General features: G+C 61.8%; 14 protein-coding genes. 11 read left to right on the top strand and 3 right to left on the bottom strand.

All coding sequences use genetic code 11. The features are described from left to right. The first annotated feature begins 5 nt into the window (after positions 1-5). Complete coding sequence (locus DBR46_RS08545) at positions 6-4,838, top strand: NEL-type E3 ubiquitin ligase domain-containing protein (RefSeq protein WP_124525809.1); 4,833 nt, start codon at positions 6-8, stop codon at positions 4,836-4,838. Here DBR46_RS08545 and mnmC read toward each other — a convergent pair. Further along, positions 4,835-6,814, bottom strand: a complete 1,980-nt coding sequence (mnmC, locus tag DBR46_RS08540; protein ID WP_124525808.1) for a bifunctional tRNA (5-methylaminomethyl-2-thiouridine)(34)-methyltransferase MnmD/FAD-dependent 5-carboxymethylaminomethyl-2-thiouridine(34) oxidoreductase MnmC — start codon at positions 6,812-6,814, stop codon at positions 4,835-4,837. The two genes, DBR46_RS08545 and mnmC, sit on opposite strands and share 4 nt — an antisense overlap. A gap of 154 nt (positions 6,815-6,968) precedes the next feature. Here mnmC and pap point away from each other — a divergent pair, with 154 nt between their 5' ends. The 3 genes from pap (at position 6,969) to DBR46_RS08525 (ending at position 10,926) form a co-directional block, all read left to right on the top strand. Continuing rightward, entirely contained in the window at positions 6,969-8,486 is a 1,518-nt protein-coding gene (gene pap / locus DBR46_RS08535) for a polyphosphate:AMP phosphotransferase (protein WP_124525807.1), read from the top strand. Positions 8,487-8,577: 91 nt separating this feature from the next. Further along, the gene (locus DBR46_RS08530) at positions 8,578-9,762 is read left to right on the top strand and encodes a thiolase family protein (protein ID WP_124525806.1); all 1,185 of its coding nucleotides are present in this window, start codon (positions 8,578-8,580) and stop codon (positions 9,760-9,762) included. Positions 9,763-9,969: 207 nt separating this feature from the next. Beyond that, positions 9,970-10,926, top strand: coding sequence for a DMT family transporter (locus tag DBR46_RS08525; protein ID WP_124525805.1), 957 nt, complete (start codon positions 9,970-9,972; stop codon positions 10,924-10,926). On the opposite strand, the gene DBR46_RS08520 is transcribed toward DBR46_RS08525, so the two are convergent. Further along, positions 10,923-12,305, bottom strand: coding sequence for a class II fumarate hydratase (locus DBR46_RS08520; protein WP_124525804.1), 1,383 nt, complete (start codon positions 12,303-12,305; stop codon positions 10,923-10,925). The two genes, DBR46_RS08525 and DBR46_RS08520, sit on opposite strands and share 4 nt — an antisense overlap. A gap of 193 nt (positions 12,306-12,498) precedes the next feature. On the opposite strand from DBR46_RS08520, the gene DBR46_RS08515 reads away from it, so the two are divergent. The 7 genes from DBR46_RS08515 to DBR46_RS08485 all read left to right on the top strand — a co-directional run bounded on the left by DBR46_RS08515 (position 12,499) and on the right by DBR46_RS08485 (position 20,168). After that, positions 12,499-13,017 carry a DUF2059 domain-containing protein gene (locus DBR46_RS08515; protein WP_124525803.1) on the top strand — a complete coding sequence of 173 codons (519 nt, stop codon included), beginning with the start codon at positions 12,499-12,501 and terminating at the stop codon, positions 13,015-13,017. Positions 13,018-13,023: 6 nt separating this feature from the next. Further along, complete coding sequence (locus DBR46_RS08510) at positions 13,024-13,317, top strand: BolA family transcriptional regulator (protein ID WP_124525802.1); 294 nt, start codon at positions 13,024-13,026, stop codon at positions 13,315-13,317. A gap of 101 nt (positions 13,318-13,418) precedes the next feature. Next, positions 13,419-14,360, top strand: coding sequence for a rhodanese-related sulfurtransferase (locus DBR46_RS08505; RefSeq protein WP_124525801.1), 942 nt, complete (start codon positions 13,419-13,421; stop codon positions 14,358-14,360). Positions 14,361-14,396: 36 nt separating this feature from the next. Next, entirely contained in the window at positions 14,397-14,999 is a 603-nt protein-coding gene (locus DBR46_RS08500; RefSeq protein ID WP_177414019.1) for a DsbA family protein, read from the top strand. Then, positions 14,992-16,794, top strand: coding sequence for an ABC transporter ATP-binding protein (locus tag DBR46_RS08495; protein ID WP_124525799.1), 1,803 nt, complete (start codon positions 14,992-14,994; stop codon positions 16,792-16,794). Before DBR46_RS08500 ends, DBR46_RS08495 begins: the two co-directional genes overlap by 8 nt. A 71-nt stretch (positions 16,795-16,865) precedes the next feature. Continuing rightward, positions 16,866-19,328, top strand: coding sequence for an EAL domain-containing protein (locus DBR46_RS08490; RefSeq protein ID WP_124525798.1), 2,463 nt, complete (start codon positions 16,866-16,868; stop codon positions 19,326-19,328). Between the two features lie 45 nt (positions 19,329-19,373). Next, entirely contained in the window at positions 19,374-20,168 is a 795-nt protein-coding gene (locus DBR46_RS08485; RefSeq protein WP_124525797.1) for a TenA family transcriptional regulator, read from the top strand. Positions 20,169-20,189: 21 nt separating this feature from the next. Here the strand turns inward: DBR46_RS08485 and DBR46_RS08480 are convergent, their stop codons facing one another. Then, positions 20,190-21,116, bottom strand: coding sequence for a GGDEF domain-containing protein (locus DBR46_RS08480; protein WP_124525796.1), 927 nt, complete (start codon positions 21,114-21,116; stop codon positions 20,190-20,192). Positions 21,117-21,126: the final 10 nt, after the last annotated feature.

Raw genomic sequence — 21,126 nt, 5'->3', positions numbered from 1 at the left:
TTTCGATGACGGATAAACGTGATTTGAGTGCAGTCACAGAGCCTGTGACTGAAGATGAACTGCTGGCCGTACTGCTGGACATGACCGGTGACCTGGACAAAGCCCGGGTGCTGCGAAAGACCTTGCCCACCTGGTTGGTCGAGGCCGAGCCCGCCACGCTTGCGGCCCTCGAACAAGCCCATCGCGACAGTGAGCAACCGCGCAAACAGGTCAAGGCGTTGCTGTCGCGCCTGCAACCTCTGCATCAGTTCTGTGTGGAGCGCCTGCACACATTTTTGCTCAGCAAGGGAGTTGCCACTGTTGATGTGGAGCGCGATCAGCTGGAGGTGACCACGCGTCAACTCACTGGCTTGATGCCACCGCTGACCGGCCCCTTGATCGAAACGGTGAGCTGGGAAAAAACCAGCCTGGTGCTAGCGGCCATGCACAACTTCGATGCTGCCAAGGCCCGCGGTGGAGGGATGGCTGCGGGAACCGTCGTTCGTTCGGCGGCCACGCGCAAAGAGGTAACGGGGCTGAGCGCCGCGCAGTTTGTCGAATATTGCCGTGAACTGGACCTGGGAGAGGCCTACCAGCGCCATATACGGCAGGTCTTTGACTTGCCTACCCCTTGGGGAGAAGCCCCCCAGGCGGGGTTGGGGTACAACGCCACGTGCGTGCAGATAGGGCACGCGAAAATGCTCGACATGCAGATGGACCTGCACATCGCCTGTGCGCAGGGACACGTCAACGAAGCGCTGGGTAAACGGTTGCTCAAGTTGATCAAGGCCGATCGCCCCGCCAACGACCTGGCGTATTTGAGCCCGCTGGAAAAACCGCTGATCTGGCAGGGGATGAACATCGACGATGCCTGCCTCTGGGGGGTGTTGGTGGTCTGCGACGATGAGCCCGGCCAGTTGGGCGGGGGGACGATCCTGGTGTATATGCCCAACGAGCCCGTCCGGCCCTGGTACGAGTATGAGACGCTGGAAGATTTCAAGCGCTACCTGACCTTGAAACTGCAAGTCACTTCCTACCGCACCGCGTTTGCCCGCTACCTGGATGAGCACGAACGCCTGGGTTTTTTCCAGCGCTTCGACAAGGGGCGCACATTGGGTCAACTGGAGCCCGTGCCGGTCACGAGCAGTTTTTCCGAGTTCTTTTTCAATGCCTTCACCGGGAAGATCCAGCGTGACGCCCTGGCCCTTGCGGTGCCCACGGCGCAGGTCGATGAGGATGCCGACCAGGCGCGCTGGCAGGCTTACTTCGACGCAGGGCTGGACCTGCTCAACGTGGCGTCCTTTGTGGTGCCGGTACTGGGCGAATTGATGTTGGGCGTCGCCGTCGGGCAACTGCTGGGGGAGGTGTTCGACGGCGTCGAAGACTGGCTGCACGATGACAACGCAGAGGCGTTGCGGCACCTGGTCAATATTGGCGACAGCCTGGCCGCCATGGTGGCGTTCGCAGCAGCGGGCCGGGTGGTGGGGACGCTCAAGGCCAGGCTGACGTCGGCAGATTTTTTCGGCAAGGTTGAGGCGATTGCCCGTTCCGATCACCGCCCGGCACTGTGGCGACCGCGGTTGGCGCCTTACCGTCAAACGTTGCCCATCGACACGCCGTGGGCAACCAACAGCAAGGGCATTTGCCAGGCGAAGGGCCAGTCGTGGATCAAAATCGACGGTTCGGTCTATTCAATTGGCTACGACCCGGGCATTGGTCAGTGGCGTATCAACCATCCGACACGTGCGCAGGCTTATCGCCCGGCGCTGAGGCACAACAGCCGGGGCGGGTGGCAACATGTGTTCGAGCAGCCCGAGCACTGGCGAGACCTGCGCTATGCCTTGACTCGACTCGACCCTGAATTGGGCTCTCTGGTGCCGGAAGACACACGGGCGATAGCCGCGATCAGCGATACAAGCCACACCCAGGCGCAACGCCTGGCGATGGAGCAGGGTGCTTTGTCGCAACGGTTCGAGGATGTGTGGGTGCGCTTCAGGCAGCATCAAAAAGTCGCCCGCTTGATTGGTCAGCTAGAGCTTGGTGAAACGCCCACAGCCGACACCGCACGCACGCAGATGCTGGCGATTCCGTTGATGTCGGGGTGGCCCAAGGGGCGGTTTATCGAACTGCTCGATGACGAAGATTATTTGCTGGAAAGTTATCCGGATGTGAGTCCCTTCGATTATGAGGACCTTAGCGTTCATCTTACGCAGCGTCATCTCCAGGAGGGTCAAGTCATGGAGACGGTGTTGCAGGCACTCACCGCCGAGGAACGCAAAGGGCTACTGGGCGAAACGGTCGCCTTGGACAAGGCTGCGGCGGTGTTGCAGCGTCGATTGCTGGCGACGCTCAAAAACCGCCGGCAATCACTGACGCAGAAGCTCTACGAAGAGCAGGAGGGCGACGCTCAGGGGGCGCTGGTTGCATTCAGGAACGCTTATCCGCAGCTGTCCAACCGCGTCGCCTGGGAGTTGCTAAGTCAGGCCACCGACAGTCAGCGCCGCGCCCTGGACCTGACCGGACGTGTGCCCCTGAGCTTGGCAGAGCGCGCATCAGGCGCCTTGGCGCGCCAGCGTGAAGACATCGCGATTGCCGGCCTGTACTGGCCAGAGCAGGCCGTGCCGGACACTCGACGTCTTGCCTTGGGCGTGTTGCGGGATGTACCGGGCTGGCCTCGCGACCTGTTCATGCAATTGCGCGAAGGCACGCTACGTGGCGAAGTGCTTGGCGCGATGGGTGACCCCCAGGCCAGTTTACGCCGCACGCTGGTGCAGACGGCTGATGGTTTCCAGGCGTTTGATGAGGCCTCTCAGCCACTGGATACAGTGGCCGGCGGCTCCCTGGGTTTTTATCAGGCATTGGTGGATGCCTTGCCCCAGCGTTCCCGCATCCCCCTTGAGCTCCTTGAAGAGCGGGCGTCACAGCGCCTGCTCAGCCGGATTCGCCAGCACACGCAGGAGCATCGGCCGCGCGTAGCGGCGTATCTGCGCGGGGAGGCTGAGGATATCGAGGCGCCAGCCTTGTCCTGCGTTCAGGCCGCGCCTGCCAGGGCAGGGGCGACGGAGCCCGCGCTGTTGCGCAAGGTGCGAAAGCTCTACCCACGGCTCGATGACAGCGAGCTGGCCAACATTATCCAGGATGCGGGTGTCGATCATCTGAGTCGGGCCAAAGCCATCGAAGTGTTGCAGCAGCAGTTTGAGACATTGCACCGCACGTTGAAAACCTGGCGCAGTGACCGCTCCACCTACACATCTCAGGGTTCGCCGCTCTGGGGCTATCGCTTGAGTCGACACCAAGTGCTCAAGACCATCGAGCAGGGGTGGAGGCGCATGACCCAACGGCTTGATCATCACCATCGAAGCGTGGAAAGTCTGTCCCTCGATGGCATGCTTCACGATCCTTTGCCGATCCTGCCGGCGCAGGTTGGTTTTGATCATGTGAAACTGTTGTCATTGGGGAACATGGGCCTGGACGACGCCGTCGCGTATTTCCTCAAGCACTTCAAGAACGTGATGTTTTTGAATCTGGGAGACAACAAGATCACGCGGTTCCCGGAGGTGCTCTCGCACATGAAGCAGTTGGAATACCTGTGCCTGGCCAATAACGCCCTGCAATTGACCGAGCACACGCGGGCGACGCTGGCCGGGCTGCGCAGCCTTCAGATGCTGAATCTGAGCAATAACCTGCTGCTGGACCCGCCGGATGTGGGCCGCATGTTTGTCTTGCGCGAGCTGAACCTGCGCAATTGCCGACTCAAGGAGTTTCCCAAGGGCGTGGCCCGCTTGCCATATCTGGAGAATCTCGACCTGCGGGAGAATGACATCACCACTCTGCCCGAGTGGTTGTTCCAGGTGCCTCGCAGCTACGCCCAGGCCGTTAATTTGCGGCATAACCCGCTGGATGTGCCCAGCCAGTTGCTGCTGCGCGATTACCGCCGCAACCACGGGGTAGGCATGGGGTATCTGGAGGATGATATTGCCCGTTTGACCGAACAAAAGGCCCGCGATTTGTGGTTGGCCGATGACCGAGTTGAAGGGTTTGCCGAGAAAGGCCGCATCTGGGCCGGCCTCAGGGACGAGCCGGGCTCCGATGGCTTGTTCAATCTGCTGGCCGAGCTCGGTGGCGCGGCAGACACCTCCCAAGTGCACGAAGACATGGACCGCCGCGTCTGGACTGTGCTGGAAGCGACTGCTGGCGACAGTGAATTGCGTGAAGGGGTGTTCCAGCGAGCGGCCACTCCGCTCAATTGCGATGATGCGGCGGCAGTCAGTTTCGGTGCGCTGGAGGTATTGACGCAAATTCGCCAGGCCGAGCAGCTTGCCGCCACAGGGCAATTGACGGCCACGCCATTATTGAAGCTGGCCCGTGGCCTGTTTCGCCTCGATCAACTGGAACGGCTTGCGCATAACCATAGCCTTGAACACCCGCTGGCCGATCCATTGGAGGTCCACCTGGCGTTTCGCACTGGGCTGGTGGACCGCTTTCATTTGCCTGGGCAGCCTCGGCACATGCGCTTCGCGGCACTCGGTGGGGTGACAGCCAGCGACTTGAATGAAGCGGAGTTCCAGATCAAGGCGGCGGAGCTTTCGCCACGCTTATTGCGATACCTGGTGGAGTTGCCGTTCTGGCAGCAATACCTCAAGCGCAGGCACTCTGCCAGTTTCGAGGCTTTGAATGAGCCATTCGACGAGCGCATGAGTGCGGTGTTCGACCAGAGCCTGACGCTGGACGACACGGCCTACCGTGAACAGATGGGGGCCATTCTTCAAGAACAGGTGACGGCTGAAAACAGAGAGCTGGAGCGCCTGACCCAGGAGGCGTTGAGACAGCAAGACCTGGGTGGGTGCTTGATGCCCTAGGTTTTTTTGGCCGTGCTGCGCACCAGTTTGCGCACCGCGAATCGGTTAGGGTGGCAGGCTTCGGCCACACTGCGCGGCACCGGCAAGGGCTCGTTGTCGAGCCAGGCCGCCAGCAGTTCGGCAGACAGCGGCGCGGTGATCAGGCCCCGGGAGCCATGGCCGCTGTTGACATACAGTCCGTCCTGCCAGGGGCACGGCGTGTCCGGAACGCAGCGTGCATCCTTGCTCAGCGCGGCATAGGTTTGGGTAAAGGCCGCACTGTCGGCCAGCGGGCCCACAATCGGCAAGTAGTCCGGGCTGGTGCAGCGGAACGCGGCGCGACCTTGCAGGGTGGCGGGGTCGACGGTGTCGGCATGCAGGCGTTGGGAAAGGTCTGGCGAGATGTCCCGGAGCATGGCCAGGTTGCCGGCATGGTCAGCGGTGGTGGGCGTGAGGTCTTCGTTCTTGAAATCAAAGCTGGCCCCAAGGGTGTGTTCGCCCAGGCGCGGTGGGGCGACGTAGCCTTCGGCGCACACCACGGTGGCCAGGGCCTGGCTTTGCGCAGTCTGTGGCAGCCGGGTAATTTGCCCACGAATGCGCTTGAGGGGCAGGTCGGCGAAACGCTGGACCTCGGCGGCGCCTGCCAGTATCACCACCGGCGCGCTGGCGAGCAGGCGCTCGCCGTCCCAGGCCTGCCAGCGATCATCGGTTTTGCGCAGATCGAGTACGTTGTGATGGGGCAGCACGGTGATCCCGGGGTGGCTGGCTTGCCATTGGCACAATGCGGGTGGATGCACCCAGCCGCCCTCGGGGAAAAACAGCCCACCGTGTTCAAGGGCAATACCGGCTTTTAACTGGGCGTGGTCGCGGTCCAGCAGGTGCAGCAGTTGGGGGGCAAAGGCCTCTGTGAGCTGCGCCTGGCGCTGTGCCTCCTTCGCGTCGAAAGCCAATTGCAGTACGCCGCAGCCGTCCCAGTCGACGCCGCGGTGCAAGTGTTCGAGCAGGCGCCGCGTGTGGCCGAAACCGGCGACGATCATCTGCGACAACGCCGTGCCATGGGCCGAAAGCTTGAGGTACAGCACGCCTTGGGGGTTACCTGATGCTTCCTGGGCGAGGGCGGTGTGGCGCTCCAGTAAACTGACCTGCCAACCTCGTGTTGCCAGGCTGGCCGCCGTTGCGCAGCCAGCCAGGCCGCCCCCGATCACCAAGGCCCGACGCTCGCCCCTGGGCTCTGGAGGCCGGGCGAACCAGGGCTTCGCAACGGTTGGCGGCGTCGCCTCTTCGGGCCAACCGAGGAACTCGCCGCGCAAAATTTCCCATTTATGGCCGATGCCCGGCGTGCGCTTCATTTTGAACCCGGCGGCGTTGATCAGCCGCCTTACCCAACCGGTGCTGGTGAACGTGCTGATGGTCGAGCCTGGCGCTGCCAACCGGGCCAGTTCGGCGAACAGCTCAGCGGTCCACATCTCAGGGTTTTTCGCCGGCGCGAAGCCGTCGAGAAACCATGCGTCGATCTGTGCATCGAGCTGGGGAAGTTGCTCCAGCACGTCGCCGATCAACAGAGTCAGGGTCACGCGGCCGTTGTCCAGCACGATGCGTTGAAAGCCTTGGTGGATGGCGATGTACTGGGCCAGCAGTTGCTCAGTCAATGCTGCCAGCTCGGGCCAGAGGGCGAGGGCGCGTTGCAGGTCGGCATGGCTCAGCGGGTATTTTTCCACGCTGACAAAATGCAGCCGCGCCCCGGCCACCGCGTGCTGTTCGAACAACTGCCAGGCGCACAGGAAATTCAGGCCCGTGCCGAAGCCGGTCTCGCCAATCACCAGCCGCCCACCCACCGGCAGGGCCGCAAAGCGTTCCTGCAGGCGGTTCTGTTCGAGGAACACGTAGCGGGTTTCTTCAAGGCCCGACTGGTCGGAGAAATACACGTCGTCGAAGACCCGCGAGTGCGGGCGACCTTGTTCGTCCCAGTCGAGCTGGGCGTGGGTGATGGGGGTCATGGGCGGCTCATAGTTTGAAGCAGGTAAAGACAAGGCCGCCATTCTAGCCGATCAATGGGCAATGAATTGACCCATGGCAAGCGCCGGTGGAATTTCCTCCCGCGTGTTGCTGCCCAATCCGCTAGTCTTGAGCCATCTTGAAACGGAGCTGCCCATGTTCGAATCCGCCGAAATCGGTCACGCCATCGACAAAGACACCTACGACGCCGAAGTGCCCGCCCTGCGCGAAGCCCTGCTGGAAGTGCAGTACGAGCTGCAACAGCAGAAGCGTTTCCCGGTGATTATCCTGATCAACGGCATCGAAGGCGCCGGCAAGGGCGAGACCGTCAAGCTGTTGAACGAGTGGATGGACCCGCGCCTGATCGAAGTGCGCACCTTCGACCAGCAGACCGACGAAGAACTGGCCCGGCCACCGGCCTGGCGTTACTGGCGCCAGTTGCCCGCCAAGGGCCGCATGGGGGTGTTCTTCGGCAACTGGTACAGCCAGATGCTGCAAAGCCGCGTGCATGGGCAGATCAAGGACGCCCGCCTGGACCAGGCCATCGCCGGTGCCGAGCGCCTGGAAAAGATGCTCTGCGATGAAGGCGCGCTGATCTTCAAGTTCTGGTTCCACCTCTCCAAGAAGCAGATGAAGGCGCGGCTCAAGGCCTTGGCCGACGACCCGCTGCACAGCTGGCGCATCAGCCCGCTGGACTGGCAGCAGTCCGAGACCTACGACAAGTTCGTGCATTTCGGCGAGCGCATCCTGCGCCGCACCAGCCGCGACTATGCACCGTGGCATGTGATCGAAGGCGTGGATGCGCATTACCGCAGCCTCACCGTGGGCAAGCTGCTGCTGGAAGGCATCCAAAATGCCCTGAAACTGCCCAAGGGCAAGGCCAGCGGCATGAACCCGGCGCCGCTGATTGCGTCGGTGGACAAGAAAAGCCTGCTCGACAGCCTCGACTTGAGCCAGCGCCTGGAGAAGGACGATTACGAAGAACAGCTGATCACCGAGCAGGCGCGGCTGTCCGGCCTGATGCGCGACAAACGCATGCGCAAACACGCGCTGGTCACGGTGTTTGAAGGCAACGATGCGGCGGGCAAGGGCGGTGCGATCCGCCGGGTGGCGGCGGCGCTGGACCCGCGTCAGTACCACATCGTGCCGATTGCCGCGCCCAGTGAAGACGAGCGCGCCCAGCCGTACCTGTGGCGCTTCTGGCAGAAGATCCCGGCGCGCGGCATGTTCACCGTGTTCGACCGCTCCTGGTACGGCCGCGTGCTGGTGGAACGCATTGAAGGCTTCTGCACGCCGGCCGACTGGATGCGCGCCTATGGCGAGATCAATGACTTCGAAGAGCAACTGCGCGACGCCGGCGTGATCGTGGTCAAGTTCTGGCTGGCCATCGACAAGCAGACCCAACTGGAACGCTTCCAGGCCCGTGAGGAAATCCCGTTCAAGCGTTTCAAGATCACCGAAGACGACTGGCGCAACCGCGACAAGTGGGACGACTACCGTGCGGCGGTCGGCGATATGGTTGACCGCACCAGCACTGAGATCGCGCCGTGGACGTTGGTGGAGGCCAACGACAAGCGTTGGGCACGGGTCAAGGTGTTGCGCACCATCAACCTGGCGCTGGAGGAGGCGTTCGAGAAGTCCGACAAACACGATAAGAAAGGCAAGAAGAAGTAGGCCTATCTATGGGGTGAATGATCGTCGCGGTTGGAATCAGCTGGATCTATGCTCGATCCATCTCCCAACAACGACAAGATCGAGGTAGCCCATGCGTGAAGTAGTGATCGTCGACAGCGTGCGAACCGGCCTGGCCAAATCCTTTCGCGGCAAGTTCAACCAGACCCGCCCGGATGACATGGCGGCCCATTGCGTCAACGCGCTGCTCAGCCGTAACGGCATCGACCCGGCGACGGTGGAGGATTGCATTGTCGGCGCCGGTTCCAACGAGGGCGCCCAGGGCTACAACATTGGGCGCAATGTGGCGGTGTTGTCGCAGTTGGGTACTGGCACGGCAGGCATGACGCTTAACCGTTTCTGTTCGTCGGGCTTGCAGGCGATCGCGATTGCGGCCAACCAGATTGCCTCGGGATGCAGCGACATCATCGTGGCTGGCGGTGTCGAGTCCATCAGCCTGACCATGAAAAGCGTCAACACCGATAACCTGATCAACCCGCTGCTCAAGGAGCAGGTGCCGGGCATCTATTTCCCCATGGGCCAGACCGCCGAAATCGTTGCGCGGCGCTACCACGTCAGCCGCGAAGAACAGGACCTGTACGCCCTGCAAAGCCAGCAACGCACGGCCCAGGCCCAGGCTGATGGCTTGTTCAACGATGAAATCGTGCCGATGACGGTCAAGTACAAGGTCGAGGACAAGAATACCGGCGCGGTGCAGATCCTCGATGGGGTGGTGGATCGTGATGACTGCAACCGCCCGGACACGACCTTGGCCAGCCTGCAAGGCTTGAAGCCGGTGTTCGCCGAAGACGGTTCGGTGACGGCGGGTAACTCGTCGCAACTGTCCGACGGCGCCTCGATGACCCTGGTGATGAGCCTGGAGAAAGCCCTGGAACTGGGGCTCAAGCCGAAGGCGTTTTTCCGTGGCTTTACCGTGGCCGGTTGCGAGCCTGACGAGATGGGCATCGGCCCGGTGTTCTCGGTGCCCAAGCTGCTCAAGGCCAAGGGCTTGCAGGTGGCGGACATTGATTTGTGGGAGTTGAATGAAGCGTTTGCGTCGCAGTGCCTGTATGCGCGCAATCGGTTGGAGATCGATAACGCGAAGTACAACGTCAACGGTGGCTCGATCTCCATCGGGCATCCGTTCGGCATGACCGGTTCGCGGCAGGTGGGGCATTTGGTGCGGGAGTTGCAGCGGCGCAAGTTGCGTTACGGCATTGTCACCATGTGCGTCGGTGGCGGCATGGGCGCCACGGGCCTGTTCGAAGCCGTACGCTAAACCCCACTGAAGAAACCGGATCAAACTGTGGGAGCGGGCTTGTGTGGGAGCTGGCTTGCCTGCGATAGCATCACCTCGGTACATCTGACTCACCGAGGTGTCTGCATCGCAGGCAAGCCAGCTCCCACATTTGAACTGTGTCGTATCCCAATCCGCTCACTTGCCCCTAGAATGCCCGCTCCACTTCCTCTGGCTTCTGGGGCACTCATGCACATCTCTTCCGGCCGCTGGGTCTATGGTTTTCTCCTGACCCTGTTGACCGCGCTGCTCTGGGGCATCCTGCCGATCAAACTCAAGCAGGTGCTGCAGGTGATGGACCCGATCACCGTCACCTGGTTTCGCCTGACCGTCGCCGGCGGTTGCCTGTTCATTTACCTGGCGTTGAGCAAACGCTTGCCCCGTCTCAACGTGCTCGGGCCCAAGGGCGGCTGGCTGGTGGGCATGGCCGTGTGCGGCCTGGTGGGCAACTATGTGCTGTACCTGGTGGGCCTGAAAATGCTCAGCCCCGGCACCGCACAACTGGTGGTGCAGATGGGCCCGATCTTTCTGATGATCGCCAGCGTGTTCGTGTTCAAGGAGCGTTTCAGCCTGGGGCAGGTTGTCGGCCTGATCGTGCTGATCTGCGGCTTTGGCTTGTTCTTCAATCAACGTTTGGAGGAGTTGCTGACGTCCCTGGGCGCTTACACCGCCGGCGTGCTGACCATCCTCCTGGCCACGACCATTTGGGTGTTCTACGCCTTGGGCCAGAAGCAGTTGCTGACGGTGTGGAATTCGCTGCAAGTGATGATGGTGATCTACCTGTGTTGCGCGGTGTTGCTTACGCCGTGGGCACATCCGCTGGAAGCCCTGGACTTGAGCCCGCTGCAAGGCTGGCTGTTGCTGGCATGTTGCATGAACACCCTGGTGGCCTACGGCGCGTTTGCCGAAGCGCTGGCGCATTGGGAAGCCTCGCGGGTCAGCGCGACCCTGGCGCTCACGCCGTTGGTGACTTTTGTCGCGGTGGCCTTGGCGGCGTGGTGGTGGCCAGACTTTGTGCAGGCCGAAGACATCAACGCCCTGGGCTATGCCGGGGCGTTGGTGGTGGTGCTGGGGTCGGCGACCGTGGCGCTGGCGCCGTCGTTGATTGCCGGGCTCAAGGCCCGGCGGTTACGCATGGCGTCTTAAGCGCCCAGCATGTCTTCCGGGCGTACCCACTGGTCGAACTCGGCATCGGTGAGGTAGCCCAGCGCCAGCGCCGCTTCCCGTAGCGTCAGCCCTTCGGCGTAGGCCTTCTTGGCGATCTCGGCGGATTTGTCGTAGCCGATATGCGGGTTGAGCGCCGTCACCAGCATCAGCCCGCGCTCCAGGTGCTCGGCCATCTGCACGGCGTCGGGCTCAAGCCCGGCCACGCAGTGTTCCTGGAAGTTATTGCAGCCGTCGGCCAACAAGCGGATCGATTCCAGCAGGTTGTGGATGATCACCGGCTTGTACACGTTCAACTGCAAGTGCCCCTGGCTGGCGGCAATGCCGATGGTCACGTCATTGCCCAGCACCTGGCAGGCCAGCATCGACAGAGCTTCGCATTGGGTCGGGTTGACCTTGCCCGGCATGATCGAACTGCCGGGCTCGTTGGCCGGCAACTTGACCTCGGCGAACCCGGCCCGCGGGCCGGAGCCCAGCAGGCGCAGGTCGTTGGCGATTTTCATCAGCGCCACCGCCAGGGTTTTCAGCGCGCCGTGCAGCGTCACCAGCGGCTCATGGCCGGAGAGGGCGGCAAATTTATTCGGCGCGGTGACGAAAGGAAGGCCGGACAACGCCGCCAGCTCGGAGGCAATCGCCTCGCTGAAGCCATGGGGCGCGTTAAGGCCGGTGCCCACCGCGGTGCCGCCCTGGGCCAGCTCGTACACGGCGGGCAGGGCGCTGCGCACGGCGCGTTCGGCGTAGTCAAGCTGGGCGATGAAGGCCGAGAGTTCCTGGCCGAAGGTGATCGGCGTGGCGTCCATCATATGGGTGCGGCCGGTCTTCACCAGCTTCATGTGCTGCGCTGCCTGTTCGGCGAGGCCGCCGGAGAGTGTGGCAATCGCCGGCAACAGGCGCTGGTGCACCGCTTGCACGGCGGCAATGCTCATGGCGGTGGGAAAGCAGTCGTTGGAACTCTGGGAGCGGTTCACATGGTCATTGGGATGCACCGGGCTCTTGCCGCCACGGGGTTTGCCCGACAGTTCGTTGGCGCGGCCGGCAATCACTTCATTGGCGTTCATGTTGCTCTGGGTGCCGCTGCCGGTCTGCCACACCACCAGGGGGAACTGGTCGTCATGCTGGCCTGCGAGCACTTCGTTGGCAGCCTGCTCGATCAGGCGGGCGATATCGGCGGGCAAGTCGCCGTTGCGGCTGTTGACCCGGGCGGCGGCCTTTTTGATCAGGGCCAGGGCGTGCAATACCGCCAGGGGCATGCGTTGCTCGCCGATGGCGAAATTCACCAGCGAGCGTTGGGTCTGCGCGCCCCAGTAAGCGTCATCCGGGACTTGGACTTCTCCCAGGCTGTCGGTTTCGATACGGCTCATCGGGCACTCTCCTTGATAGCGGTTTGCGCAGTTTAGGCCGTGATTGGCCTGTGGGGTTCCCCAAAAGACGTTTCATCGGGTTCATCCCTCGAGAATCCTTGCCCGGCAAGGCTCGGGGTTGAGCCGCGAGGTTTTTTAGGCGCAGAATGGGCGCCCTTGGGGTCTTACCTCGCCTGCTAGAAAAGGAAACTCGATGACTCGTCTTCGTGCCATCTGTACCGCGGTTGCTCTGGTTTGCGCCAGCGGCCAGGTTCTTGCCGATACCGCCAGCCACAACGCCAGTGCCGAAGCCTTCCTTACCCTGGCCCATGCCGACAAGCTGGGTACCCCGGTGTACATGCAAGTGCAGCAAATGTTCGCCCAGCGTTTCGAACAAACCAAGGCGCCCGCCGCCAAGCAATCCGTACTGGACAGCTACCAGGCCAAGGCCAACGCTGCCCTGGACCAGGCGATCGGCTGGCCGAAGCTGAAGCCGGACATGGTCAAGCTCTACACCACCAACTTCAGCGAATCCGAACTCAAGGACCTGGTTGCCTTCTACCAGTCGCCACTGGGCAAGAAAGTCCTGGAAAAAATGCCGCAACTGACCCAGCAATCGGCCCAGATGACCCAGCAAAAGCTGGAAAGCGCCGTGCCGGTGGTGAACAAGCTGTTGGACGACATGACCAACGAGCTGGCACCCAAAGCCGCCGCACCGGCCAAGAAGAAGTAAGCAGGAATGACCATGCAACAGCGTATCGAAACGGCGCTCGCCGCCTTGAGCCCGGAGCACTTGAGCGTGCTGGACGAAAGCCACATGCACAGCCGTGGGTTGCAGACCCACTTCAAGGCCGTGCTGGTCAGCCCGCAGTTCGAAGGGCTTAACTGCGTCAAGCGCCACCAGACGGTCTACGCCACCCTGGGTGACCTGATGAGCGAGTTTCATGCGCTGGCGCTGCATACCTACACGCCTGAAGAATGGGCGAAAATCGACGCAGCCCCGGCCTCGCCGACCTGCGCTGGCGGACATTGACGGGTTATCCCTGATAGAATCCGCAACGCGCCGCTTAGCCGGCGCGTTTTTTTTGCATCCGGTTCACCCTTTACGAGGGTAGCCACCTGGAGAGAACACCCATGACTCAACCGATTGTCGTGGCGGCACTGTATAAGTTCGTCACCCTCGAAGATTACGTCGCCCTGCGCGAGCCCCTGCTGCAGGCGATGGTCGACAACGGCATCAAAGGCACCTTGCTGATCGCCGAAGAAGGCATCAATGGCACCGTTTCCGGCAGCCGCGAAGGCATTGATGGCCTGATGGCCTGGCTGAAAAACGACCCACGCATGGTCGATATCGACCACAAAGAGTCGTACTGCGACGACCAGCCGTTCTACCGCACCAAGGTCAAGCTGAAGAAAGAGATCGTGACCCTGGGCGTCGAAGGCGTCGATCCGAACAAAAAAGTCGGCACCTACGTTGATCCGCAGGATTGGAACGCGTTGATCAGCGACCCGGAAGTGCTGTTGATCGACACCCGCAACGACTACGAAGTGTCGATCGGTACGTTTGAAGGTGCGATCGACCCGAAAACCACCAGTTTTCGCGAATTTCCTGACTATATCAAAGCTAACTTCGACCCGGCCAAGCACAAGAAAGTCGCCATGTTCTGCACCGGCGGCATTCGTTGCGAGAAAGCGTCGAGCTACATGCTCAGCGAAGGCTTCGACGAGGTCTACCACCTCAAGGGCGGCATCCTGAAGTACCTCGAAGAGGTGCCGCAGGAAGAAACCAAGTGGCAGGGCGACTGCTTTGTTTTCGACAATCGCGTGACCGTGCGCCACGACTTGAGCGAAGGCGACTACGATCAATGTCATGCCTGCCGCACACCGATCAGCGCCGAAGACCGCGCATCCGAACACTACGCGGCTGGCATCAGCTGTCCACATTGCTGGGATAAGCTGCCGGAGAAGACCCGCCGTAGCGCAATCGACCGGCAGAAGCAGATTGAACTGGCCAAGGCCCGCAATATGCCGCACCCGATTGGCTTCAACTATAAGCAATCACCTTCCGAGGCCTGAGCCATGTCCGCGCGCCTGCTCTATGTAATGGACCCGATGTGTTCCTGGTGCTGGGGGTTTGCCCCGGTGGCCGAAGCGCTGGTGGAGCAGGCCCGCGCTACCGGTGTGGAAGTGCACCTGGTGGTGGGCGGCTTGCGCACCGGCAGCGGTGCGGCACTGGAGCCGACGACCCGGCGCTACATCCTTGAACACTGGCAGGCCGTCACCGACGCCACTGGCCAGCCGTTCAAGCGCGAGGGTGCATTGCCCGACGGTTTTGTCTACGACACCGAGCCTGCGTGCCGTGCCATCGTCACCGCGCGCAGCCTGGCGCCGGATTGTGCGTGGACCTTGCTGGGGCTGATCCAGCGCGCGTTTTATGTCGAGGGCCGTGACGTGACCCTCGCCAGCGTGCTGGTGGAGCTGGCCGAGCAGGCGGGCATCCCGCGTATCGAGTTTGCCGGCGCGTTCGACCGTGCCGAGCAGCACGCCGCAACCGCCGCCGATTTTACCTGGGTGCAGGACTTGGGCATCGCCGGTTTCCCGACGCTGCTGGCTGAGCGCAATGGTCAACTGGCCTTGCTGACCAACGGTTATCAGCCGCTGGCCGAGCTCTCGCCGCTGTTGGGTCGATGGCTGGAGCGAGCAGCCTGTGCATGAACCCGCTCAACGCACTGATCGACTGACCTGGGCGGAAATTCGCCGCCTGGCCCTGCGTCACAAGAAATCCCTGTGGATCGCCAATGGCGTTGCCGTGCTGGCGACGCTGTGCAGCGTGCCCATTCCGCTGTTATTGCCCTTGCTGGTGGACGAAGTCCTCCTGGGCCACGGCGATGCCGCGCTCAAGGTGATGAACCACGCGCTGCCCCTGGGCTGGCAGAAAGCCGCCGGTTACATCGGCCTGATGCTGTTGGTGACCCTGCTGTTGCGCTGCGGCGCGCTGGTGTTCAACGTGGTGCAGGCGCGGTTGTTTGCGCGGTTGGCCAAGGACATCGTGTATCGCATCCGCGTGCGGCTGATCGAACGGCTCAAGCGCATTTCCCTCGGTGAATACGAAAGCCTGGGCAGCGGCACAGTCACCACGCACCTGGTCACCGACCTGGACACCCTCGACAAGTTCGTCGGTGAAACCCTCAGCCGCTTCCTGGTGGCCATGCTCACCCTGGTCGGCACCTCGGCGATCCTGGTGTGGATGCATTGGCAGCTGGCGTTGCTGATCCTGTTGTTCAACCCGTTGGTGATCTACGCCACGGTGCAGTTGGGCAAGCGCGTCAAACACCTGAAAAAACTGGAAAACGACAGCACCTCGCGGTTTACCCAGGCGCTGACCGAAACCCTCGATGCCATCCAGGAAGTGCGCGCCGGCAACCGCCAGGGCTTTTTCCTTGGGCGCCTGGGCCAGCGTGCCCAGGAAGTGCGTGACTACGCGATCCATTCGCAGTGGAAAACCGACGCCTCCAGCCGTGCCAGTGGCTTGCTGTTCCAGTTCGGCATCGACATCTTCCGCGCGGCGGCGATGCTCACGGTGTTGTTTTCCGACCTGTCCATCGGCCAGATGCTCGCGGTGTTCAGCTACCTGTGGTTCATGATCGGCCCGGTGGAGCAGCTGCTCAACCTGCAATACGCCTACTACGCGGCGGGCGGTGCGCTGACGCGGATCAACGAGCTGCTGGCGCGGGCTGACGAGCCGCAATACGCCGGTGGCGAAGACCCATTTGTCGGGCATGAAACCGTCGGTATTGAAGTGCGCGGCCTTGATTTCGGCTACGGCGAAGACCTGGTGCTCGACCAGTTGAACCTGGCCATTGCGCCGGGGGAAAAGGTCGCGATTGTCGGTGCCAGCGGCGGCGGCAAAAGTACCCTGGTGCAACTGTTGCTCGGGCTTTACACGCCGCAGGCCGGCAGCATCCGTTTTGGCGGTGCAACCCAGCAGGAAATCGGCCTGGAGACCATCCGCGAGAACGTCGCCGTGGTGCTGCAACATCCTGCCTTGTTCAACGACACCGTGCGCGCCAACCTCACGATGGGCCGTACCCGCAGCGATCAAGCCTGCTGGCAGGCACTGGAAATTGCCCAGCTGGATGCTACCGTCAAGGCTCTGCCGATGGGTTTGGACAGTGTGGTGGGGCGTTCCGGGGTGCGTTTTTCCGGTGGGCAGCGGCAACGCCTGGCGATTGCGCGCATGGTGTTGGCGGAGCCGAAAGTGGTGATCCTCGATGAGGCGACCTCGGCCCTCGATGCGGCCACTGAGTACAACCTGCACCAGGCGCTGGCGCGGTTTCTCAGTGGGCGTACTACACTGATCATCGCCCACCGCTTGTCGGCGGTTAAGCAGGCAGATCGAGTTTTAGTGTTTGACGGCGGTCACATTGCCGAGGACGGCGACCATCAGCAGCTGATTGCCGAGGGTGGGTTGTACGCCAAGCTCTATGGGCATTTGCAACAAGTACGTTGATTTGAACTGGGCTGTGCTAACGGAAGCGGATGTTCGCGTGCGTATCAAGCAGTGCATGTGCAAGGGACTTCATGAAGCAAAAGCGGACTCTCGGAACGCCTCGGCTGTTGGGCATTGTGTGGCCCTTTATCGCCGTCGTGCTGTTCCAGGCATTGTTGGGCTGTGTCAGTCTCTACGTGCTTTCAGCAGTGCGCGGCTACGTAGCAGGCGAAAGCTTGTGGTCCAAGGGCCAGAAGGACGCCATCTACTACCTCACCCTCTACGCCGATAACCGCGACGAAGCCACGTTCCTCAAGTACCAGCAGGCCATCGCCGTGCCCCAGGGCGGGCATGAATTGCGCATCGCCCTCGACCATTCCACCCCGGATATCGCCGCGGCCCGCCAGGGCATCCTCAAGGGCGGCAACCATCCCGATGATGTCTCCAGCCTGATCTGGCTGTACCTCAACTTCCGTCATTTCAGCTATCTGGAAAAAGCCATCGAACTGTGGACGGTAGGCGACGGTTACCTGGTGCAATTGGATGACCTGGCCCAGGAGATGCACCGCGCTATCCGCTCGGATCACGTCAGCGCCAACGACGTGCGGCAGTGGAAGGCGCGCATCATTGCCATCAATGACGGCGTGACCCCGGCCGCCAAGGCCTTCAGCGATGCCTTGGGCGAAGGCTCGCGGATGATCCTGCGGCTGCTGTTGACCACCAACCTGGCCACCGCCCTGGGCCTGATCGCGCTGGCCCTGTTGCGTACGCGCAAACTGCTGACCCAGCGCCATGCCTTCGCCGACGCGTTGCAGGCGGAAAAGGAGCGTGCGCAGATTACGCTGGAGTCGATTGGCGATGGCGTCATTACTACCGACGTTGACGGCGCCATCGCCTACATGAACCCGGCCGCCGAGGCGTTGACCCACTGGAAGTCCGCCCAGGCCCAAGGCCTGCCCCTGGCTGCGCTGTTCAATCTGCTCGATGAAAACGCCGAGCCCGACGGTTTTACCCTGATCGAACACATCATCAAGGGCCAGCTCAGTGGCGGCAGCGAGCATTCCAAGCTGATCCAGCGCCTGGATGGCAGCACGGTCTCGGTGACGCTGGTCGGAGCGCCGATCCGCAGCGCCGGCAAGGTCAGCGGTGCGGTGCTGGTGCTGCACGACATGACGCAGGAACGCCAGTACATCGCCAACCTCTCATGGCAGGCCACCCACGACGCCTTGACTGGCCTGGCCAACCGCCGTGAGTTCGAGTTCCGCCTGGAGCAGGTGTTGCACCACGTTGGCCGTCAGCAAAACCCACGGCACGCGTTGATGTTCCTCGACCTGGACCAATTCAAGCTGGTCAACGACACCTGCGGGCATGCGGCCGGCGATGAGTTGCTGCGCCATATCTGTGCGCTGTTGCAATCGGACCTGCGCGAAGGCGACACCTTGGCCCGGTTGGGGGGCGATGAGTTCGGCATCCTGCTGGAAAACTGCCCGGCGCCCGTGGCGGAAAAAATCGCCGAGAGCCTGCGCCATACCGTGCAAAGCCTGCATTTTGTGTGGAAGGGCCGGCCGTTCATGACCACCGTGAGCATTGGCCTGGTGCATATTTCGCACGTGCCGACCACCCTCGAAACCTCGCTGCGTGCGGCGGACATGGCCTGCTACATGGCCAAGGAGAAGGGGCGCAACCGGGTGCAGGTCTACCATGCCGATGACTCGGAGCTGTCCCTGCGTTTTGGCGAGATGGCTTGGGTGCAACGCTTGCACATGGCCCTGGAAGAAAACCGCTTCTGCCTGTACGCCCAGGAAATCTCACCCTTGGGGCATACCGATGGGGGCACTGGCCATGTTGAAATCCTCCTGCGCCTGCACGATGAGGCGGGCCGCATTATTCTGCCCGACAGCTTTATTCCGGCCGCTGAGCGTTACGGCCTGATGACGTCGCTGGACCGTTGGGTGGTGGAGAACGTGTTCAAGATCATCGCCAACTGCATGCGTGAGCGGCCGGGCCGGCCGATGGCGATGTGTGCGATCAATCTGTCAGGTATTACGATTGGCGATGACGACTTTCTTGGTTTTTTACGTGAGAAATTCGCGGCTTACAGTATTCCGCCAGCGATGATCTGTTTTGAAATAACTGAAACCAGCGCCATTGCCAATCTGGGCAGCGCTATTCGCTTTATTAATGAACTCAAAGCGTTAGGTTGTCACTTCTCGCTCGACGACTTTTGTGCCGGAATGTCCTCATTCGCTTATCTCAAACATTTACCTGTAGACTTCCTGAAGATCGATGGAAGTTTCGTAAAGGATATGCTGGACGACCCGATTAACCGCGCCATGGTCGAAGTGATCAACCACATCGGCCACGTCATGGGTAAGCGCACAATTGCCGAATTTGTTGAAACACCCCATATCGAACAGGCTCTACTTGAGATAGGTGTTGACTACGCTCAGGGCTATCTGATCGAGCGCCCGCAATTGTTTACCTTTGACAGCTTGCAGTGTCGACCTGTGCGGCCGCAGCCTCTGCTGTTCAAGGCGCCCGGCACATTCCGCTGAAACCTCTGCTGGTCTGTACTATCACACTTAAAAAGGAGCCTTATAGTGATCGACACATTCAACAGAACCGGCCCGCTAATGGAAGCCTCGAGTTACCCCGCCTGGGCGCAGCAATTGATCCAGGACTGTAGCGAGAGCAAGCGTCGCGTTGTCGAACACGAACTGTACCAGCGCATGCGCGATAACACGCTCAGCGCCAAGACCCTGCGTCACTACCTGATCGGTGGCTGGCCCGTGGTTGAACAGTTTGCCTTGTACATGGCACAGAACCTCACCAAGACCAAGTTTGCCCGCCATCCTGGGGAGGATATGGCGCGGCGTTGGCTGATGCGCAATATTCGCGTGGAGTTGAACCACGCCGATTATTGGGTGCATTGGGCCCGTGCCCATGGCGTCAGCCTCGAGGAGTTGCAGGCGCAGAACGTCCCGCCGGAACTGCACGCCTTGAGCCACTGGTGCTGGCACACCAGCTCAGCCGACTCGCTGATCGTGGCCGTGGCCGCGACCAACTACGCCATTGAGGGGGCGACGGGGGAGTGGTCCGCCGTGGTGTGTTCTACCGGTGTCTACGCGGCCGCCTTCCCCGAGGAAGAGCGCAAGCGCGCCATGAAGTGGCTGAAGATGCATGCCCAGTACGATGACGCCCACCCGTGGGAAGCGCTGGAAATCATCTGCACCCTGGCCGGCATGAACCCGACCAAGGCTTTGCAGGCAGAGCTGCGCCAGGCCGTGTGCAAGAGCTACGACTACATGTACCTGTTCCTGGAAAGCTGCATGCGCCTGGAGAAAGAGAAAGCGCCAGTGCGTGAGCGCCAGGTGCGCGTCGCCAGCGAAGCGTGATGTGACCCGTGATGGCGGGGTCTACCCCGCCATTGCCAAGCGGTTGCGACCTTCGCGCTTGGCCACGTACAAGGCGCTGTCGGCCCGGCGCAACAGGCTTTCGGCCGATTCTGCGGCCAGCAGGGTCGAGCAGCCAAGGCTGACGGTCAATTCGATTCTTTCACCGTCCGCCCAATAATCCTGGGCTTGTGTCGCCTGGCGCAGGCGCTCGCCGACCATCGCCGCCGCATCCCGGCCGGTGTTGGACAGCAGGATCAGAAACTCTTCCCCGCCAAACCTGAACACCATATCGACGTTGCGCAACTGGTTCTTGATGGCCTGGGCCACGGCGCGCAGCACGCTGTCGCCGGCGGTATGGCCGTGGGTATCGTTGATGACCTTGAAGTGATCGATGTCCAGCATCAGCAGTGACAGCGGGGTCAGGTGCCGGCGTGCCATGTCGATTTCCCGTTGCAGGGTCTGGTCCATGGCAATGCGGTTACCGGTTTCTGTCAGGGGATCGAGCAGGGCGCTGCGGGTCGCTGCGCGATAGAGCAGGGCGTTGCGCATTGGGTAGAGCAGGGTGGCCAGCAGGGATTCGAGCTGGCTCAGTTCTTCTTCCTGCAAGCGCTGGTTGCGGCGGAACACCAGCTCACCCAGGTGCTCACCTTCATGGCTCAACGCGTAGCTCACCGAATGATGACCGCGATGGCCGAACTCCAGGCGCAGGTCGCTGGCTTCGTGGCGGTACTGGAGGGCGTCGAGGGGGACCAGGCGCTGGATCTCGCGGAAGAACAGGCCGAGGATGCGTTCGGGCTCCAGGCTGGTCTGCAAGTGCATGCTCAACTGCTGACGCAGCTGGGCGACCGTGGTGGGGCGGCGTGCCAGAACGGACGGTTGACCGAAACCCAGGCGTTGCAACTTGGCACTGTCGAAGTCGATTGCGTGGGTCTGGGTCGGTGTTTTCATAAACTATCAG

It is taken from the genome of Pseudomonas sp. KBW05, assembly GCF_003852405.1.
In the GTDB taxonomy this organism is placed as follows: domain Bacteria; phylum Pseudomonadota; class Gammaproteobacteria; order Pseudomonadales; family Pseudomonadaceae; genus Aquipseudomonas.
Note: the sequence above shows the minus strand (reverse complement) of the source record. Positions and strands in the feature narration are given on the sequence as shown.

What these genes read in the sequence shown, in the direction of transcription:
- mnmC (WP_124525808.1), bottom strand. Translation starts at nt 6,814, where the DNA reads ATGACCCCCATCACCCACGCCCAGCTCGACTGGGACGAACAAGGTCGC.
- DBR46_RS08525 (WP_124525805.1), top strand. Translation starts at nt 9,970, where the DNA reads ATGCACATCTCTTCCGGCCGCTGGGTCTATGGTTTTCTCCTGACCCTG.
- DBR46_RS08500 (WP_177414019.1), top strand. Translation starts at nt 14,397, where the DNA reads ATGTGTTCCTGGTGCTGGGGGTTTGCCCCGGTGGCCGAAGCGCTGGTG.
- pap (WP_124525807.1), top strand. Translation starts at nt 6,969, where the DNA reads ATGTTCGAATCCGCCGAAATCGGTCACGCCATCGACAAAGACACCTAC.
- DBR46_RS08480 (WP_124525796.1), bottom strand. Translation starts at nt 21,116, where the DNA reads ATGAAAACACCGACCCAGACCCACGCAATCGACTTCGACAGTGCCAAG.
- DBR46_RS08530 (WP_124525806.1), top strand. Translation starts at nt 8,578, where the DNA reads ATGCGTGAAGTAGTGATCGTCGACAGCGTGCGAACCGGCCTGGCCAAA.
- DBR46_RS08520 (WP_124525804.1), bottom strand. Translation starts at nt 12,305, where the DNA reads ATGAGCCGTATCGAAACCGACAGCCTGGGAGAAGTCCAAGTCCCGGAT.
- DBR46_RS08510 (WP_124525802.1), top strand. Translation starts at nt 13,024, where the DNA reads ATGACCATGCAACAGCGTATCGAAACGGCGCTCGCCGCCTTGAGCCCG.
- DBR46_RS08515 (WP_124525803.1), top strand. Translation starts at nt 12,499, where the DNA reads ATGACTCGTCTTCGTGCCATCTGTACCGCGGTTGCTCTGGTTTGCGCC.
- DBR46_RS08490 (WP_124525798.1), top strand. Translation starts at nt 16,866, where the DNA reads ATGAAGCAAAAGCGGACTCTCGGAACGCCTCGGCTGTTGGGCATTGTG.
- DBR46_RS08505 (WP_124525801.1), top strand. Translation starts at nt 13,419, where the DNA reads ATGACTCAACCGATTGTCGTGGCGGCACTGTATAAGTTCGTCACCCTC.
- DBR46_RS08545 (WP_124525809.1), top strand. Translation starts at nt 6, where the DNA reads ATGACGGATAAACGTGATTTGAGTGCAGTCACAGAGCCTGTGACTGAA.